This is a genomic window from Pedococcus soli (assembly GCF_054782575.1).
Genome location: NZ_BAAGSF010000005.1, coordinates 350901 through 368069, shown reverse-complemented (window position 1 = coordinate 368069; position 17169 = coordinate 350901). Strand labels below are relative to the sequence as shown.

Here is a 17169-nt window from a genome sequence, read left to right as displayed (position 1 = left end):
CTGCCGTCCGAAGGGGGGCGACTGGGGAGTGACTAGTCCCTGCGGACCAGGGCGCATGGTCACGTCGGGCCACAGCGGATTGGGGGTGACCTTCTGAGCGGAATGCACCGTGTGCACGGACGCAGGATGCGACAGCCTCGGACGCGGTGAGGAGGGGTCACATGACGACGTACGACAGCACGACAGCACGTCCAGCCCAGAGGGGCGGCGGGCGACCTGCGCGGATGCAGGTCAGGTTCTTCGGCGGGTTCCACCTACGGGTCGGCGCCGTGGTCCTCGGACCACGCCAGCTCGGCGGCACCAAGCCGCGACTGATCCTGGAGGCGCTGCTCGCCCACGGCGGCGCCCCGGTGAGCAAGGACCGCCTGGTCTCGATGCTCTGGGAGGGCGACGGGTCCAAGGGGTCGAGGGCCAACCTCGAGACGTACGTGTGCGTGCTGCGCAAGCACCTGCACGCGGCTGCGCCCGGCATCGAGGACGTCATCGGCTCGGTGGCCGGGAGCTACACGCTCGACATGTCGCGCGTAGAGCTCGACCTCGACCGGCACGAGGAGCTGATCCGGCGGGCGACCGACCCACGGACCGCGGCGGCTGACGCCGTACCGCTGTTCGTCGAGGCCCTCGCCCTGGGGCAGGCCGACGTGCTCCCCGAGGAGGGCGAGCTGGAGTGGCTCGTCGACCTGCGACGCCTGCACGTCGGGCGCATGCGCACCCTCCTCGTGCAGGGAGCGGTCAAGGTCCTCGACCTCGCACCCTCACTGTCGCGTCAGTGGTCGATGTTCGCGCTGGAGCAGGACTCCCTCGACGAGGCCGCCTGGATCTCCTACCTGTCCAGCCTGGAGCGGCTCGGCCAGCACGCCGAGGGCCTGCGCGCCTACAACGACTGCCGGCAGGTCTTCGCCCGCGAGCTGGGCTGCTCCCCCGGCCGGGTGCTGCAGGAGACGTACGTCCGCCTGCTGCGCGGGGCGAACGAGGCGAACGGTGAGCTCAGCCGCCTGCTCGATGCCGTCGTCAGCCTGCACAGCGTGGCAGGCAGCCGCGGACCGGCGTCGTCGCTGCACCGTGGACCTGCTCCCCGTAGCACGCCCCCCGTCTCCTTCGAGGAGGCTCGACTGGTGCTGTCCACGCTCTTGGCACGAGCAGGGAGCACGACGAATGGTGGAGCCGCCGCGGCGCGATCGGCCTGACAATCGGGGGCGGGTCGTACAGGTCGGGATGGACCACGTTCGACCTCGGCCTGGGCTGGCAGCAGCGCGACGGAGGGGGCTGGTCGCATGGAGGTGCAGGAGACGGTCACGCGCGTCCTGGTGGTCGACGACCACAAGACGTTCGCCGAGCTGCTGACGAACGCCCTCGACCGTGAAGCCGATCTCGAGAGCGTCGGCCACGCGACGACAGCGGCCCAAGGGGTCGCGATGTTCCGCGAGCTGCGCCCGGAGCTGGTGCTCATGGACGTGCAGCTGCCGGACTCGACCGGGTTCGACGCCACCCGCCAGATCATGGCCATCGACCCGTTCGCCCGGGTTATCGTCCTGACGGCCCACGCCAAGCCGGAGTTCGCCGGCGACGCGCTCGTCGCCGGCGCCTGCGGTTTCCTGGCCAAGGACGGAACCCTGGCCGACATGCTCGAGGCGGTGCGCACCGCCGGCCCGGGCCACGTCGCCGTGGACCCCGAGCTGATGGTCAACCTCATCGCGGAGGCCGCGGAACCGACGACGACCCCGGTCCGGCTGAGCGACCGGCAGCTCGACGTGCTCGCCCTGCTCGCCCGCGGCGAGGACGTGCAGCACATCGCCAAGGAGCTCAACATCTCGTTGAGCACGTGTCGCAGCTACGTGCAGACGATCCTGACCAAGCTCAAGGCACACAGCCAGCTGGAGGCGGTCATCATCGCCGCCCAGCTCGGACTGGTCACCATCGAGCAGCCCGATCGCCAGCTGCGAGACGACTTCCGCTGATGTGGGGCCGCGGCGGGTCCTCCTCGGAGAGCACCGAAGTGCGGCGCGCCGTCGTGCGGCACCTCCTGTATGGCGCGGTGGCGCTCGTCGTCGTGTCGGTCCCGACCTTCCTGGCCTTCGAACGGATCGCGGAGGCGCACGCCCTCGACAACGCGGCGGAGGACGGCGCCAGCATCGCCCGCAGGCTGCTCGCGCCGGGGGTCACCGAGGCCCTCATCGCCTCGCAGCCGGACGCGATCGCCGCGATGGACCGCCGCCTCGGGCCGCGCATGAGCGACGGATCCCTGGCGCGGGTCAAGATCTGGAAGCCCGACGGGGTGATCATCTACTCCGACGAGCACGCCCTCATCGGGCGGAACTTCTCGTCCGACCCCGACCTGTCGAAGCTCCGCCCGGGTGGTGAGCCGGTCTCGGCGATCTCCAAACTCGACGAGGAGGAGAACGTCTTCGAGACGGGCACCGACAGCCTCGTCGAGGTCTATACGATGTCGTCCTCACACGCGGGACAGGACGTCGTCTACGAGATGTACTTCCCCCTCGTCCGCGTCGAGCGGGAACGTGACGAGCTGCTCGCCAAGATCGCCCCCGTGGGCGTTCTCGCCCTCGGCGCCCTCACGCTGTCGCAGCTGCCGCTGGCCATCGGCCTCGCCCGACGCGTCAGCAGCATCCGCAGGTCGCGTACCCGCCTGCTGGCCCAGACCGTCAAGGCCGTCGAGCTCGAACGGCAACGGCTCGCACAGGACCTCCACGACGACGTCATCCAGGACCTCTCGGGCGCGGCCGTCAGCCTCGAGGCCCTCGGGAGGGCCGGCGACGGCTCGGACCCGACGGCCGACCGGGCCGCGGAGATCCTGCGTCGCGACATCCGCCTCCTGCGCGACATCGTGGCCAACCTCTTCCCCGTGACACCCCACGAGGCCGGCCTCGACGCGGCGATCCGCGACCTCGCGGCCGGGCTCGGGGAGCAGGGCCTGCGGGTCGAGCTCGACCTCGACGAGGACACCGGCGTCGACCCCGTCACCGCGGGACTGATCTACCGCGTGGCACGCGAGGCGATGGTCAACGTGGCGAAGCACGCCGAGGCCGGCGTGGTCGACGTGGAGCTCATCATCACGCCGTATGCCGTGAGCCTGCGCGTGGCGGACGACGGTCGCGGCCTGGTCACCAGCGGCGGCACTGCCGTGGCGACCCGGATCGCCGGGCACGTCGGGCTCGACATCGTCCGGGAGACGATCACCGAGGCCGGGGGCTCGGTCGTCGTCGAGGGCAGGCGTCCGCACGGGACCGTCGTGCGCGCCCGGCTCCCCCGCTGACCCGGCAGAAAGATTTTCCCAAGGTCGTGCCTCCACCGTGGGCCTGTCATTTCCTCAGGAGGCAGGTGTGTCATGGCCAGTTCCCACGCACGGTTCGAGCGTGTTGCCCGAGAGCTCCGGGACCCCGGAGAAGGTCGGTCCGGTCCGAGTGGCCGCAGACGCAGCACAACCCTGCGACGCCCGGCGCGACTGACGGTCCTCGGATCCGTCGGCGCCGTCGTCGCCGCCCTACTGCTCCAACCGTCGCTGGCTGCGAACGCCGCCTCGGCACCGGTCGAGGCAGGATTCACGATCACCGCGGGTGACCTCTCGTTCATCCTCAAGCAGATCAACATCGCTGAGCGGCACGCCGCGACGGCGACGCCGGCAGAGCCCTGCAAGGGACTGCTCAACCAGCCTGGCGACGGGATCCCGGATGCCGAGCAGGTACCCGACGTCCTCACCTCCTACGGCCTTCGCACCGTCGGCGGCGAGTGCAACAACCTGGTCCCCGGACGCGAGAAGTTCGCCGCGGCCGACGTGCCCTTCGAGCGCATGGCTCCCGCCGACTTCAAGGACGCGGAGAACGTCCCGGCGGGCTTCCCCGGTGCCGGAACCCCCACGACCTACAACACCAAGCAGCCGGGCAACATGGTGTTCGACACCCAGCCGCGCATGATCAGCAACCTCATCGTCGACCAGACGGCCACGAACCCGGCCGCCGTGGCCGCCGCCGGACACCCGGTGCGCAGCCAGGGCAACACCGGGGTCTTCCCGTGTGACGCCAACAACCTCCCCGCCGGCTGCACACCCGCTGGCGAGACCCTCTCCATCCCGAACATCACGACGGACGTGGGTCTGTCGCCTCCGTTCAACGGCCTGTTCACGATCTTCGGGCAGTTCTTCGACCACGGCGTCGACCAGACGGTCAAGGGCGGTGGCACCGTGTTCGTGCCGCTGCGCGACGACGACCCGCTGGTCGCGGGCCCGGACCACATCTTCGGCAACGCCGACGACCTGGACCCGAACCTGCGGTTCATGGTCCTGACCCGTGGCCAGAACGAGCCCGGCCCGGACGGCGTCTTCGGCACCGCTGACGACCTCGACCCGGCCAACACCGACACCCCGCTCGTCGACCAGAGCCAGACCTATACCTCGCACGGATCGCACCAGGCGTTCCTGCGTGAGTACGAGCTGGACGCGGCCAACCACCCGAAGGACACGGGCCGCCTCCTCGGAGGCCCGAGCGTCGCCAACGGGCTGGCCACCGACGACCTGCGCAAGAACGGCATGTCGACCTGGGCCACCACCAAGGACCAGGCGGCTCGGGTCCTGGGGCTCAAGCTCCGTGACGTGGACGTGCTCGACATCCCGATGCTCGCCACCGACCCCTACGGCAACTTCGTCCCCGGACCGGGCCGTGGCCTTCCGCAGTACGTCACCCAGACCGGTCTCGTCGAGGGCAACCTCGCGTCCCCCGTCGAGCCGCCGGCCAACGTGCTGCACTTCCACACGCCGTTCCTGACGGACATCGCCCACGACGCCGACCCCGGCTCCGTCGGTCCGTGCACCGCCCCGAACACCCCGTCCGGCTGCAAGAGCCCCGACCCCGACACCACCGCCGGCACCCAGCTCGACGGGCAGGCCGCCGGCACCTACGACGACGAGCTGCTCGACTCGCACTTCACCGCCGGTGACGGTCGCGTCAACGAGAACATCGCCCTCACCACCGTGCACCAGATCTTCCACTCGGAGCACGACCGGCTGGTCGGCGACATCAACAACACCCTGACCACCAAGGTCCCCCAGTCGGTGCTCCAGCAGTGGACCCGCACGGACGGCCCGTCCGGGTGGAACTACGGCCAGCGCCTCTTCCAGGCCGCTCGCTTCGTCACCGAGATGGAGTACCAGCACCTGGTGTTCGAGGAGTTCGCCCGCAAGGTGCAGCCCGCGATCGACCCGTTCCACGTCTACCACTCCGACGTGAACCCGACGATCCCCGCTGAGTTCGCCGCCGCCGTCTACCGCTTCGGCCACTCCATGCTGACCGAGACGATCGACCGCACGGCCCCGCTCCCGGCAGGCTCGACCTCGCCACCGCAGCACTACGACATCAAGCTGCTCGACGGGTTCCTCAACCCCCCGGAGTACAACCGGGGCCTGAACGGGAGCGCGCTCAGCTCTGAGGCCGCTGCCGGCGGGATCATCATGGGCATGTCCGACCAGGTCGGGCAGGAGATCGACGAGTTCGTCACCGACACCCTCCGCAACAACCTGCTGGGGCTGCCGCTCGACCTCCCGACCCTCAACATGACCCGCGCCCGGTCCGAGGGCATCCCGACGCTCAACAACCTGCGCCGCCAGATCTTCTCCGTCACCAACGACGGGCAGCTGGCGCCGTACACGAGCTGGGCCGACCTGGGCAACAACCTCAAGCACCCGGAGTCCCTCGTGAACTTCGTGGCTGCCTACGGCACGTACCCGAGCATCGTCAACGCCACCACCTACCAGGCCAAGCGCGCCGCTGCGCAGGCCATCATCGACCCGGGCGTGGGCCTCAGCCCGACCCAGGACGAGATGGACTTCATCAACGGCGCCGGTGCGTGGGCGAACCAGGAGACCGGCCTCAACAAGGTCGACCTCTGGGTCGGTGGTCTCGCCGAGTCGACCGACATCAACGGCGGGCTGCTCGGCAAGACGTTCAACTACGTCTTCGAGACGTCGCTGACGAACCTCCAGAACGGGGACCGGCTGTACTACCTGGCCCGCACCCCCGGCATGAACCTGCGGACGCAGCTCGAGAGCAACAGCTTCGCCGAGCTGATCATGCGCAACACCGACAACACGCACACGCTCAAGCAGGACGCGTTCGCGACGGCCGACTGCAAGTTCCAGCTGGCCAACCTCGCCAACACCGCCGCAGGGTTCACGCAGTTCGGTGCCTCCGTCACCGACGACCCCACGACCGACTGTGACGAGAACGCACTGCTGACGCGCTCGGCCAACGGCCAGATCACCTACAAGCTGATCAACTCCGTGGACCCCGCGGGCATCAACGGGCAGTCCGTCTACAACGGCGACCTGACGTCCAACCGGATCAAGGGCGGCATCGACAACGACACCATCCTCGGCAATGACGGCAACGACTGGCTCGACGGCAACTCCGGCGACGACGTCGTCATCGGAGGCGACGGTGCTGACCGGATGACCGACACCGGTGGTGCCGACGTCCTCAAGGGTGGTCCGGGCAACGACGCCATGGACGCCGGAAACGGCATCGACATCATGATGGGTGGCGACGGCCGGGACTTCATGAACGGCGGCGCCAACGACAACGAGGAGTTCGCCGGACCTGACGACGACTTCATCATCGCCGGTGCCGGGACCGACACCGCCTTCGGTGGTGGCGGCGACGACTGGATCCAAGGTGGGTCCGGTCAGGACCTGCTCATCGGCGACCACGGTGCACCGTTCTTCGACGACCCCGCCGAGACCAGCCCCGGTCATGACATCTTCATCGGCCAGGTCGGTGAGAACGACTACGACACCGAGGGTGGCGACGACATCATGAGCCAGAACTCGTTCGTCGACCGCAACGCGGGCGCCGGAGGGTTCGACTGGGCGATCCACCAGTACGACACGGTGGCCGCCGACGACGACATGGCCATCAACAACAACCTCGGCCCGTTGCCGATCCAGGTGGTCGTCAACCGCGACCGCTGGCAGGAGACCGAGGCCGACTCGGGCTCCGCGCGCAACGACGTCATCCGTGGCAACGACGACGTCCCCTCGGCGATCGGCGGCGCAGGCTTCACCGGCTGCGACGTCCTCGACCAGGCAGGCGTCAACCGCATCAGTGGGCTCTCGGCGATCCTGCCGCCCCTCACCGGTGCGCTGGCTCCGGTCGTGGCCAACTCGGCCGCAGGCACCTGCCCGCTCTCCGGACCCATCTGGGGTGACGGCAACATCCTGCTCGGTGGTGGAGGCAGCGACACGATCACCGGTCGTGGCGCCGACGACATCATCGACGGCGACCGTTCGCTCCAGGTCCGCATCAGCGTCCGCACCAACGCGGACGGCACCGGCCCGGAGATCGGGTCGGCGACGCTGATGGAGGGCACCTACCAGGCGGGCAACCCGAAGACGCTGCAGCAGGCAGTGTTCGACGGGACCGTCGACCCCGGCCAGCTGGTCATGGTGCGCGAGATCGTGCCGGCCCCCGCTGGTGACACCGGTGTCGACACCGCGGTCTTCCTCGCCCCCAGGGCGTCGTTCACCGTGGTGCGCAACGCCAACGGCAGCTTCACGGTCACCCAGACCGGGGCGGTCAACCGGGCCACCCAGAAGGTGTCCGACGGCATCGACACGCTGCGGAACATCGAGCGGCTGCAGTTCACCGACCAGGTGCTGCTGCTCACCCCGCCGCCGGCACCCACCAACGTCGCCGCAACGACGACGCCGAGTGCCGCCGCCACCGGATCGGCCACCGTCACCTGGACCGCACCGGTCCTGCCCGCGGGCACCTCGCCCATCACGAGCTACGACATCGTGGTCAGCTCCAACGGTGTGGTCACCCAGACCATCACCGGGATCGCCCGCACGGCCGTCAGCCGCGTGGTCACCGGTCTGGTGACCAACAGGCCGTACACCTTCCAGGTGCGCGCCAACAACCTCTTCGGAGCGGGTCCGCTCTCGGCGCCGTCCAACGCGGTCACCCCCGTGGGCGTCCCGAGCGCACCGACAGCGGTCACGGCGGTCCGGGGCAACACCAGCGTCAGCCTGAGCTGGACCCCGGGTAGCGACGGAGGGTCGCCGGTCACGGGTTGGCTCGTCCAGGTCCGGATCGGTGGTACGACCGTCAGGACGGACACCGTCTCCGGCAGCACGCCGAGCGCGCTCGTCTCGGGCCTCACCAACGGCACCGCGTACAACTTCAGGGTGCAGGCGGTCAACGCCAACGGCACCGGCGCGGCGTCGGCCAGCTCCAACACGGTGACCCCGGCAACGGTGCCGGGCAAGCCGGGCATCGGGACTCCGATCGCCGGTGTCGCCGGCGGTGCGAGCAACGCTCAAGCCGTCTGGAGTGCTCCTGCCAGCAACGGTGGTTCGACCATCACGAACTACCGGGTGAACGCCTACCGGGTCGCCGCAGACGGCGTCACGCTGACGTTCTTCAGCCAGACGACCTTCAACGGCACCGTCACTCCCAGGACGATCGCCCTCCCCACCGGCAACTACCAGTTCGAGGTGGTGGCGATCAACGCCCTCGGGGACAGCGTCCCGTCGGACAAGTCCACCACGGTCGTGGCCAGATGAGCTGAGGTGAGCCGGTCCGGGGCGCGCGAGGGGCGGCCCGGACCGGCAGCTCCCTAGCAGGACCCCACATCCGCGGGCCCCGGACCACCCCCTCACTCAGTCCGGGGCACCGCCCTTTCCGACAGCGCCCGGCACATCACCCCCGATGTGCCGGGCACTGTGCTGCGCCCGTTCGGCCAGTGCCCCCGTATGCCGCCGGGTCGGCCGTGCGCGCGAGCGGCTCACCGTGCAGCCCGGCCCAGCAGTGCAGCCGGCCCGGAGGTGCAGCCAGGCCCAGCAGTGAAGACCGCGATTCGTGCCGTCCGACTCCAGCACCGGCTGGCTGCTGGCGCAGCCGGGCAGGACCCGTTCGGGTCAGGGGGCGCCCGTCACGACGCGGGAGCCGGACGTCCCCGACGAGGATGAGGTATCCGGCGTGCTCTGGGCCGCCTGGCGGCCCGGGACGATGGACACCAGCGCCGCCGTGAGCCCGAGGATGACGGCAGCCAGGGCGACCTCGCCCACGAGTCCCCACCTGAACGGTCTCCAGGCCGGATCGCCCGTGTTGCCAGCGTGATCGGGCCCTTCCACAGGCGCTGATCGACGAGCCACCCACCGGCGGGCCAGGTTGGCCACGCCGAGCAGCAGGACGACGGCGACGCTCTTCGCCAGCAGGACGCGTCCGAACGTCGTGGCCCCCAGCGCCCCCACGGTGCCGACCTCGCGCCACGCCAGGACCACCCCGGAGGCGACCAGCACCGCGACGCTCCCGAGCGCCAGGACCGAGAACCTGGGCAGCGCGCTGCGTGCGACCGTGTCGCGGTCGACAGAGAGGCCCACGAGCACCACGCAGAGCCCACCGAGCCACAGGACCATGGCGGCGATGTGCACGAGGTTCACGCCGACAGCCAGGGTCTCGCCGGGCGGCACCGCGGAGTGGCCGACCAACGGCCAGGTGGCCAGCAGTGCCAGGGTCGCGACCACGGCCACGCCGACCCAGACCCTGCGCCACCGGTCACGCGCCGGCGCGGGGAGGCCGAGCAGGGCCACCACCCCGACGGCCGCCGCCACGAGCAGGTAGCTGCGCACGGCATACACCCGGTCGAAACGCTCGGAGTGGCTGTCGAGGGTCTGCGGCGCCTGCCAGAGGGCGGCGAGCGGTCGGCCGCTCGCGTACACCCCCTGCAACAGCATGCCGCCGGCCGTGCTCACCGCGAGCAGGCCCAGACCCGTGCCGACGAGCACGCGGATCCTGCGCTGCCCCAACCCTGCCGGCCACACGAGGAGCGCAGCCACGACGGCCCCTGGTCCGAGCGCGGCACCCACGAAGCCGACCCACCGCAGCACCCCCAGGAACGTCCCGACCCCCTCGTTGCGCCCGGGGTCGGGCAGGGTGCCACGGACCTGGCTGGGGCTCCCCACGGAGAACCGGAAGGAACCAGCGACGGGGTGGGTGTCGCCCGAGCTGACCCGCCAGGCAACGGTGTACGTGCCCGGTGCCAGCCCGGGAGGGAGGGAGACCCGCAGCGTGAACGGATCCCCCGGGGTGGCGAGGACCGGGCCGGCGTCGACAGGGGCGAACCGGTCGTCGTAGACGTCGATCCCGCCGTCCCCCGCCTGCACCTCCTCACCGAAGGTCAGGGTGACGACCTGCGGGGCGCGGGCGACGACCGACCCGGCGGCAGGTGAGCTGCGCACCAGCTGGGCGTGCGCCTGCGCGGCGGTCGCGGTGAACCAGATGATCGCGCAGCAGGACAGCACCACCGCCAGTGCGGTGGCGCCCGCACCACGCAGCCCACGGCCGGAGACCACGCCCCGGAGCGTAGCGGGCGGGCGCCCGGCGCAACTCCGCCCCGAGGATGACCCAAAGATTTGCCCAAGGTGCCGGGTCGACCATCGACCCATGTCCCTCACGACGTCGAGTGCCGCGCCACGGCTGTGGCGTGTGGCCCTCGTGGCGCTGCTCGTCCTGACGGCGACCGCCTTCGGCGCCCGTCACGTCGTGTCGGTGCTCAAGGGGCCTGCTGACCCGATGACGTTGCAGGTCAACGGGATCAGCTATCGCGTCCTGCACGTCGAGCAGGTGAGCGGACTCAGCGACGCCGACCTGGGTGGGATGTCCCACGGGGTCAACAGCCTCGTCACCACCGACCGGGCGCTCGTCCGGGTCACCCTCGAGGTCGCGGCGTCCGACGCGGACGCCGGCTACGACACCTCGGTCCTGCGCGCCCTCGCCGGCACGGTCCCCCTCGACCCCGTGGCGGGGTCGATGAAGCGCGGTTCGCTGCGTCGCGGGGGCCACCTCGAGGGCGCCCTCTCGTATGTCGTGCCCCGCAACGGAGCCCAGCTGCGCCTGACCGCACCCGGCCAGGTGGCGGTCCCCCTGCTCCGCGTCGACACCGCGGGCCCGGCCGCCACGCACGACCACGGCAGGTCGGGCCCACCCTCCAACGCACCTCCGGTCACCAGCACCACCGTCCCGAAGCAGGTCTCGCCATGACTCAGTCACCACGACCCGTCCCTCTCGTCGCCCGCATCACCCGCGACGTCCTGATCGCCTGCGCCTTCGCCGTGCTCGGTGCCCTGTGGCTGGGGTGGCTCGAGCTGGCGGGGGCGCAGGGTCACGTCGGGGCAGGGGCCGCACTCGACGGCCTGCCTGCGACCGGGTTCCTGCTGCCGCTGCTCGTCATCGCCGTCCCGACCGTGCTGGCCCACGACCGCCGGGGACAGGTCGGTGCGGGCAACCCGTCGATCGGCCACCACCTCCCCGACGCGGCCCTCCCGGGCTCCCCGGTCGTGGCGGCCCTCCAGCTGGCCATGACCGCAGCCCTCGCGGCAGCCGCCGGGAACGGCATCCGATCCACCTTCTTCGACGCGGGCAGCGGCGCCCTCCCGGTCGTCGCTCTGCTCGCGGACACCGCGTCACTGCTCGTCGTCTACCTGCCGTTCGCCGCCATCGTCCTGATCGCACCGCGGCTCCCCCGCGCGCTCCCCTCCCTCGTGCGCCGGGTCGCCCGCAGCCGTCGCACGGTCGCGGTGCTGTCGGTGGCGGCCGTCGCAGCCGCCACGGCTGCGGCCTCGTCCGTCCCCGCCGCGGCGGCGCCGTCGCCCGGATCGACCAGCTGCTTCGCCGGGGGCCCTGCCGACAAGGTCTTCGACGTCACGGCGATGGACGTGGACACGCCGCTCAACCGCTTCGGTGACCACGACCCCAAGGGCAAGATCTACACGCTCACGAGCCAGGTCGCCGCAGTGAAGGCCCAGGCCCTCTCCCAGAAGGTGTCCGTGGGACTGCACGGCGACGCCATACAGCCGTTGGTGATCCGCGCCAACGAGGGTGACTGCGTCCAGGTGAAGTACACCAACCGGTCGACGACCGGCTCGTACGGCTTCCACATCGACGGTCTCGAGTTCACCCTCGCCTCGTCCGGCAACACCCTGGGCAAGAACCCCGCGGCGACGGTCCCGCTGAACGCCACGCGCACCTACCGGTTCAGCGTCCCGGACGACCCGCGTGAGGAGGGCGGCCACTACATCCACCCGGGACCGGGATTCCGTGCGGCCGTCAACCACGGGCTGTTCGGTGCCCTGGTCGTGGAGCCGAAGGGTTCGACGTACTGGGACCCGACCACGGCCGGCCTGCCGCTCACCTCCGGGTGGGAGGCGATCATCAAGCCCGCCGGGACCGACGTCGCCTGCGACCGGAACTCGACGATGCCCACGTGCGGCTTCCGTGAGGCGGCCCTCCTGCACCACGAGATCGGGAACGACAACGAGCTCCTCAAGGACAAAAACAACCTGGACATCCCGCTCGTCGACAACATCACCGGGACGTACCGTCCCGGCGCGTTCGCCCTGAACTACCGCTCGGAGCCCTTCCGCAACCGCCTGCTGGCGTTCCCGAAGGAGAAGTCGCACTCGTACAGCTCCTACACCTTCGGTGAGCCGGCCACGCCGATCATGCGCGGGTACCTCGCCGACCCGACGAAGATCCGACTGATGCACGTGGGCGCGGAGAAGTTCCACGTCTTCCACCTGCACGGTGGCGGCGACCGGTGGCGGGCCAACCCGGTGGCCGACGACGCCATCAGCTACGCCAGGACGGGCCTGTACAAGGACCCCGAGACCGGCTCGCAGTCCCAGCGGCTCGACTCCCAGTCGGTCGGCCCCGGCGAGTCCTACAACCTCGAGATCGAGGGCGGCGCCGGCGGCGTCCAGCAGAGTGCCGGCGACTTCCTGTTCCACTGCCACATCGCCAAGCACTACACCTCCGGCATGTGGGGCCTGTGGCGCGTCTACGACACGCTGCAGCCCGACCTGGTGCCGATCGGCGACCGCACCGCCCCCCCGGGCGCCGTGGACTCCACCGGTCTCCTCGGCCGGACAATCAACGGCACGACCCTGACCAAGGACAACCTCGACGACTGGATCCGCCCGCAGCTGCCGCCGTCCGGCATACCGCAGAACGGGCAGGACCCCACGGTCTGGGACTGGAAGGTCGCGGGGACGTCCGACGCGCCGCTGTACCTCGGCGCACCGGCTGACCCCACCCTCTTCCCCGACTCGGTGCAGGTCGTCCAGGGACAGCCGAACCTGCTGGCAGTCGACGTCGGCCACCTCGTCGGGAACCGGCCTGCCATCCTGTTCAACCCGGTGAACGGCAGACCCGCCTATCCGTTGCTGCGCACCAACATCGGCAAGCGACCACCGTTCACCGCCAACGGCCACTCCGGAGCACCGTGGCTCGGTGCCAACAACTACCAGAACTCCGGGTCCTCCACGGACCCATGGGGTAACCGCGACGACGCCCTGTGCCCGCAGAACCGGCAACAGCGCACGTACAACGTCGTGGCCATCGGCAAGACGATCCCCCGCACGCCCACCGTCAACGACCCGGACGGCAAGCTGTTCGTCCTCGCGAAGGACAAGGCAGCGACGCTCGCCGACCCGGCGAAGTCCGATCCGCTGGCCATCCGCGCCAACGCAGGTGACTGCGTGGCGATCACGCTGACCAGCGAGATCCCCGACGCCTCGGCCTTCGACAAGTTCTCGAAGACCTCCATGCACATCCACCACGTGCAGTTCGACGTCCAGGGCTCCGACGGCGTCTCCGCCGGATTCGCCTACGAGCACAGCGTGCGGCCCTACACGGTCACCGACGCGAAGCTCGTCGACCCGGCGCACGTGGGTGACAGCGTCCTGCACCTCACGTCGGTGGCGAAGTTCGTGGGGACCGACGCGAACGGCCGGCCCACGCATCCTTGGTTGGCGGTCGGTGAGGGCACGGAGTCGATCGAGCCGGCACAGGTCGCGTCGGTCGACACGGTGGCCGGTACGGTCACCCTGACGTCCCCGCTCACGAAGGACCACGCGGCCTCCGAGTTCGCGGGCACCGAGTTCATCCAGTACCGCTGGTACCCGGACGTGGCCCTGGACAACGTCTTCTGGCACGACCACGTCGACGGCATCCACGGCTGGGGCCACGGCCTCGTGGGCCAGCTCATCGTGGAACCCCGCGGCTCGACCTACCACGACCCGGTCTCCGGTGCCGAGGTCGACTCCGGGACGATCGTGGACATCCACACCTCGAACTCGCTCGTCCCGGGAGTGGTCGACGGCAGCTTCCGCGAGATGGTCCTGTGGACGATCAACGACAACGACGCGGCCGGCTGGTCCACGCTCAACCTCAAGGCCAACCCGCTCGCCGGCCGGACCGACAAGGCCAACCAGTTCAGCTCGTGGAAGTACGGCGATCCTGTGACACCGTTGCCACGCCTGTACCCCGGCGATCCTCTCGTCGTCCGCTCCATCAGCGTCTCGCCCACCGTCGACTCCCTGCACTTCGTCGGCGCGCGCACCAACCAGGAGCTCCGGGAGACGAAGGAGTCGATCATCGACGCCTTGCACGCCGGGATCAGCGAGCGCGACAGCCTCGTCATCGGCGGTACCGATCCCGACCTGCGACTGAGGCCCGGGGACTACTTCTACGCGAACGGCACCGAGCTGCGCACGCAGCAGGGCGCCTGGGGTCTCGTGCGGGTGCTGCCCGGCCGCGTGGACTCCCTGCGGCCGCTGCCGGGCAACTCGCCCGACGGCCCCGACTACACGCTGCCGACACCCACGGGGGCGGCCCCTCCGCCGACGACGTCACCGGGCAACCCGTGTCCGTCAGGAGCGCCCCAGCGCACCTTTGGCCTCAGCGCGATCGACCGGTCGGGCAACGTCAGCGGCGGGCGCACGGCATACGTCCCGAACGCGGACGTGGCGTCGATCAAGGCGCGCCTGAAGGTCCCGGTGCCCCTCGTCATGCATGTCGTCGCGGGTGAGTGCGTCACGGTGAACCTCACCAACCTGCTCACGACCCCCGTGGGGTTCTCGGTCGGCAAGCTGGACCGGGAAGCAGGCTCCGGTGGAGTGAACATCGGCTTCTCGACCGACCAGAACACCGCACCCAACGCCACGCGCTCGTACGTCTACTACGTGCCGGAGCACCGGGTGGGTTCAGCCGTGGTCAGCGACCTCGCGTCCAACGGCCGGCTCAAGAACGGCCTGTACGGACTGGTCGTCGTGGCTCCCGCCTCGAAGGTGCCGGGCCTGTCCACTGAGTTCAGCGACCCGGTGACCGGTGACGCCAAGGACCTCGGCGCCCAGGTGATCGTCCACGTGCCCGGCGGGACCCCGCAGGACTACCGGGACTTCTCGGTCACCATCGCCGACGACGACACCCAGATAGGGCAGGACTTCATGCCGTACCCGACCAACGCCACCGCGGGACGGTCGAACATCAACTACCTCACGGCCCCCGCAGGGGACGGCGCGACGTCGTTCAAGAACCCCGGACAGGTGCCATACCTCACCGCCTTCGCAGGCGATCCCGAGCTGGTGCACGTCATGGTGGCACCCGGCAGCGAGAACAACCACGTGTTCAGCCTCGGAGGCCTGCGCTGGGACGAGGACCCGCTCGTGGGCCGGTCGCCGTGGATGACGGCGCAGGGTATGGCGCCGTGGGAGACCTTCGACCTCAACGTCGTCGGTGGTGCCGGCGGGACCGCGGAGGTGCCCGGCGACTACTTCTACGGTGACCAGCGACGTCCGTTCACCGCCGTCGGGATCTGGGGCCTGCAACGGGTCCTCCCCCCGTCGACCGGCACCTGCCCCATCCTGCTCGTCGACGGAAGCGCCTGCTGAGGCCGTCGTGACCCCGAGCAACGCAGCGACGGGTGCCCCATGGGTCCCACGGACCCATGGGGTCACACCCGTCACAGGCGGCCCGGATTCCCCGCCATCTGGGGGTCGATTCGCCGCCGGTTGCGGCTTACGATCGGCCCGAGGGGGAACCGCGTCGATCTGGCGTGCGATGAACGACGGCCGAACCAGCGGGGAGGTCTGATGGCCGAGCCACACCCGGAGCGCGGACCACGGGTGGTCCGCATCCCGGTCGCGCGCCCGCTCGCCACGGCCCTGTCCGTGATGGCGTTCGGTGCGGCCCTGCTCGTGGGCGGGAGCCCTGCCGACGCACCGGCCAGCGCCGGCCGACCGACCGGGCCCGCCCAGGCGGCCCCGTCGCCCAGTCCCAGCACCGCGGCGGACTGGGACGTCACCCCGCGCGACCTCGTGGTCGGCGAGCGCACGGGACTGGTCAGCGTCGACCAGGTGATCGCCGGGCCGTTGCGGCTCGCCACGCTCGCCGCCGCGCTCCAGCCGTCGGTGGTCGACCCGCCCGTCCCGCAAGGGGCCGCGGGGAGCACCAGCGTCCCCGTCGTCCTGTGGAGCGCCTACCGTTCGGCGGTCGCGTCCGCCCCCACCTCGTGCCGGCTTCCGGTCCAGCTGCTCGCCGCCATCGGCCAGGTCGAGTCCGGCTCGCTGGCTGGACGGAGCCTCGACAGCCGGCACCGAGCCGTCCCTGCCGTCTACGGGCCCGTCCTCAACGGCGGTGCCTTCGCCGCGATCTTCGACACCGACAACGGCCGCTATGACGCGGACCGGGTCTGGGACCGGGCCGTCGGGCCGATGCAGTTCATCCCCTCGACGTGGCAGCGCTGGGGCCGCGACGGCAACGGCGACGGCATCCGTGACCCGCAGAACGTCGAGGACAGCGCCTTCTCCGCCGCCGCGTACCTCTGCGCCGGGGGCCGGGACCTGTCGACCGCTGCCGGACTGCGCTCGGCGATCCTGTCGTACAACCACTCGGACGTGTACCTGCGGGACGTCCTGCGCCTCATGCAGACGGTGTCCCCCGGCGGTGCGGTCCCCCGCTCCGTGGTGACCCTGCCCTCGTCGCCCCCACCGCCCGTCGGCCCGCCGTCGCGTCCACCGGTCGTGGCCGCACCGAGGCCGGGCACCCCGGGCTCCCACCCGTCCTCGAGCACGACGTCGCACCCCACCACCAGCACCACGACGTCGACCTCCACCACCAGCTCGTCGACGACGAGCACCGGCACGAGCAGCTCCACGACGACCACCACGTCGTCCACGTCCCCCTCGTCCACGTCGTCGACATCGGCGTCCTCGACATCCACGTCCTCGACGACCTCGAGCTCCACCACCACGCCGTCGTCGACGAGCAGCACGTCGGCCACGGGCACGACGACCTCGACCTCGTCCACCACCACGACACCCTCGTC

General features: G+C 70.5%; 7 protein-coding genes and 1 pseudogene. 7 read left to right on the top strand and 1 reads right to left on the bottom strand.

Going from position 1 to position 17169, the window contains the following annotated elements:
- The first annotated feature begins 161 nt into the window (after positions 1-161).
- The 4 genes from ACYVKF_RS14825 (at position 162) to ACYVKF_RS14810 (ending at position 8566) form a co-directional block, all read left to right on the top strand.
- Entirely contained in the window at positions 162-1187 is a 1026-nt protein-coding gene (locus tag ACYVKF_RS14825; protein WP_460967411.1) for an AfsR/SARP family transcriptional regulator, read from the top strand.
- Between the two features lie 87 nt (positions 1188-1274).
- A complete protein-coding gene (locus ACYVKF_RS14820) occupies positions 1275-1958 on the top strand; it encodes a response regulator transcription factor (protein ID WP_460967409.1) in 684 nt (227 codons plus the stop codon).
- A 38-nt stretch (positions 1959-1996) separates the two neighbouring features.
- A complete protein-coding gene (locus ACYVKF_RS14815; RefSeq protein ID WP_460967407.1) occupies positions 1997-3271 on the top strand; it encodes a sensor histidine kinase in 1275 nt (424 codons plus the stop codon).
- 72 nt (positions 3272-3343) lie between these two features.
- Positions 3344-8566 (top strand): peroxidase family protein, encoded by a 5223-nt coding sequence (locus ACYVKF_RS14810; protein WP_460967405.1) that lies wholly within the window; start codon positions 3344-3346, stop codon positions 8564-8566.
- A gap of 354 nt (positions 8567-8920) precedes the next feature.
- Here the strand turns inward: ACYVKF_RS14810 and ACYVKF_RS14805 are convergent, their stop codons facing one another.
- Positions 8921-10357: a copper resistance CopC/CopD family protein gene (locus ACYVKF_RS14805; protein WP_460967403.1), complete on the bottom strand. Its 1437-nt coding sequence runs from the start codon at positions 10355-10357 to the stop codon at positions 8921-8923.
- Between the two features lie 91 nt (positions 10358-10448).
- Between ACYVKF_RS14805 and ACYVKF_RS14800 the strand changes: the two genes are divergently transcribed.
- The 3 genes and pseudogenes from ACYVKF_RS14800 to ACYVKF_RS14790 form a co-directional block, all read left to right on the top strand.
- Positions 10449-11045, top strand: coding sequence for a hypothetical protein (locus tag ACYVKF_RS14800; protein WP_460967401.1), 597 nt, complete (start codon positions 10449-10451; stop codon positions 11043-11045).
- Positions 11042-15733 carry a multicopper oxidase domain-containing protein gene (locus ACYVKF_RS14795; protein WP_460967398.1) on the top strand — a complete coding sequence of 1564 codons (4692 nt, stop codon included), beginning with the start codon at positions 11042-11044 and terminating at the stop codon, positions 15731-15733. The genes ACYVKF_RS14800 and ACYVKF_RS14795 overlap by 4 nt, the downstream gene beginning before the upstream one ends.
- A 39-nt stretch (positions 15734-15772) precedes the next feature.
- Positions 15773-16660 (top strand): annotated as a pseudogene (locus ACYVKF_RS14790) (lytic murein transglycosylase); the annotation flags it as partial.
- Positions 16661-17169 lie beyond the last annotated feature (509 nt).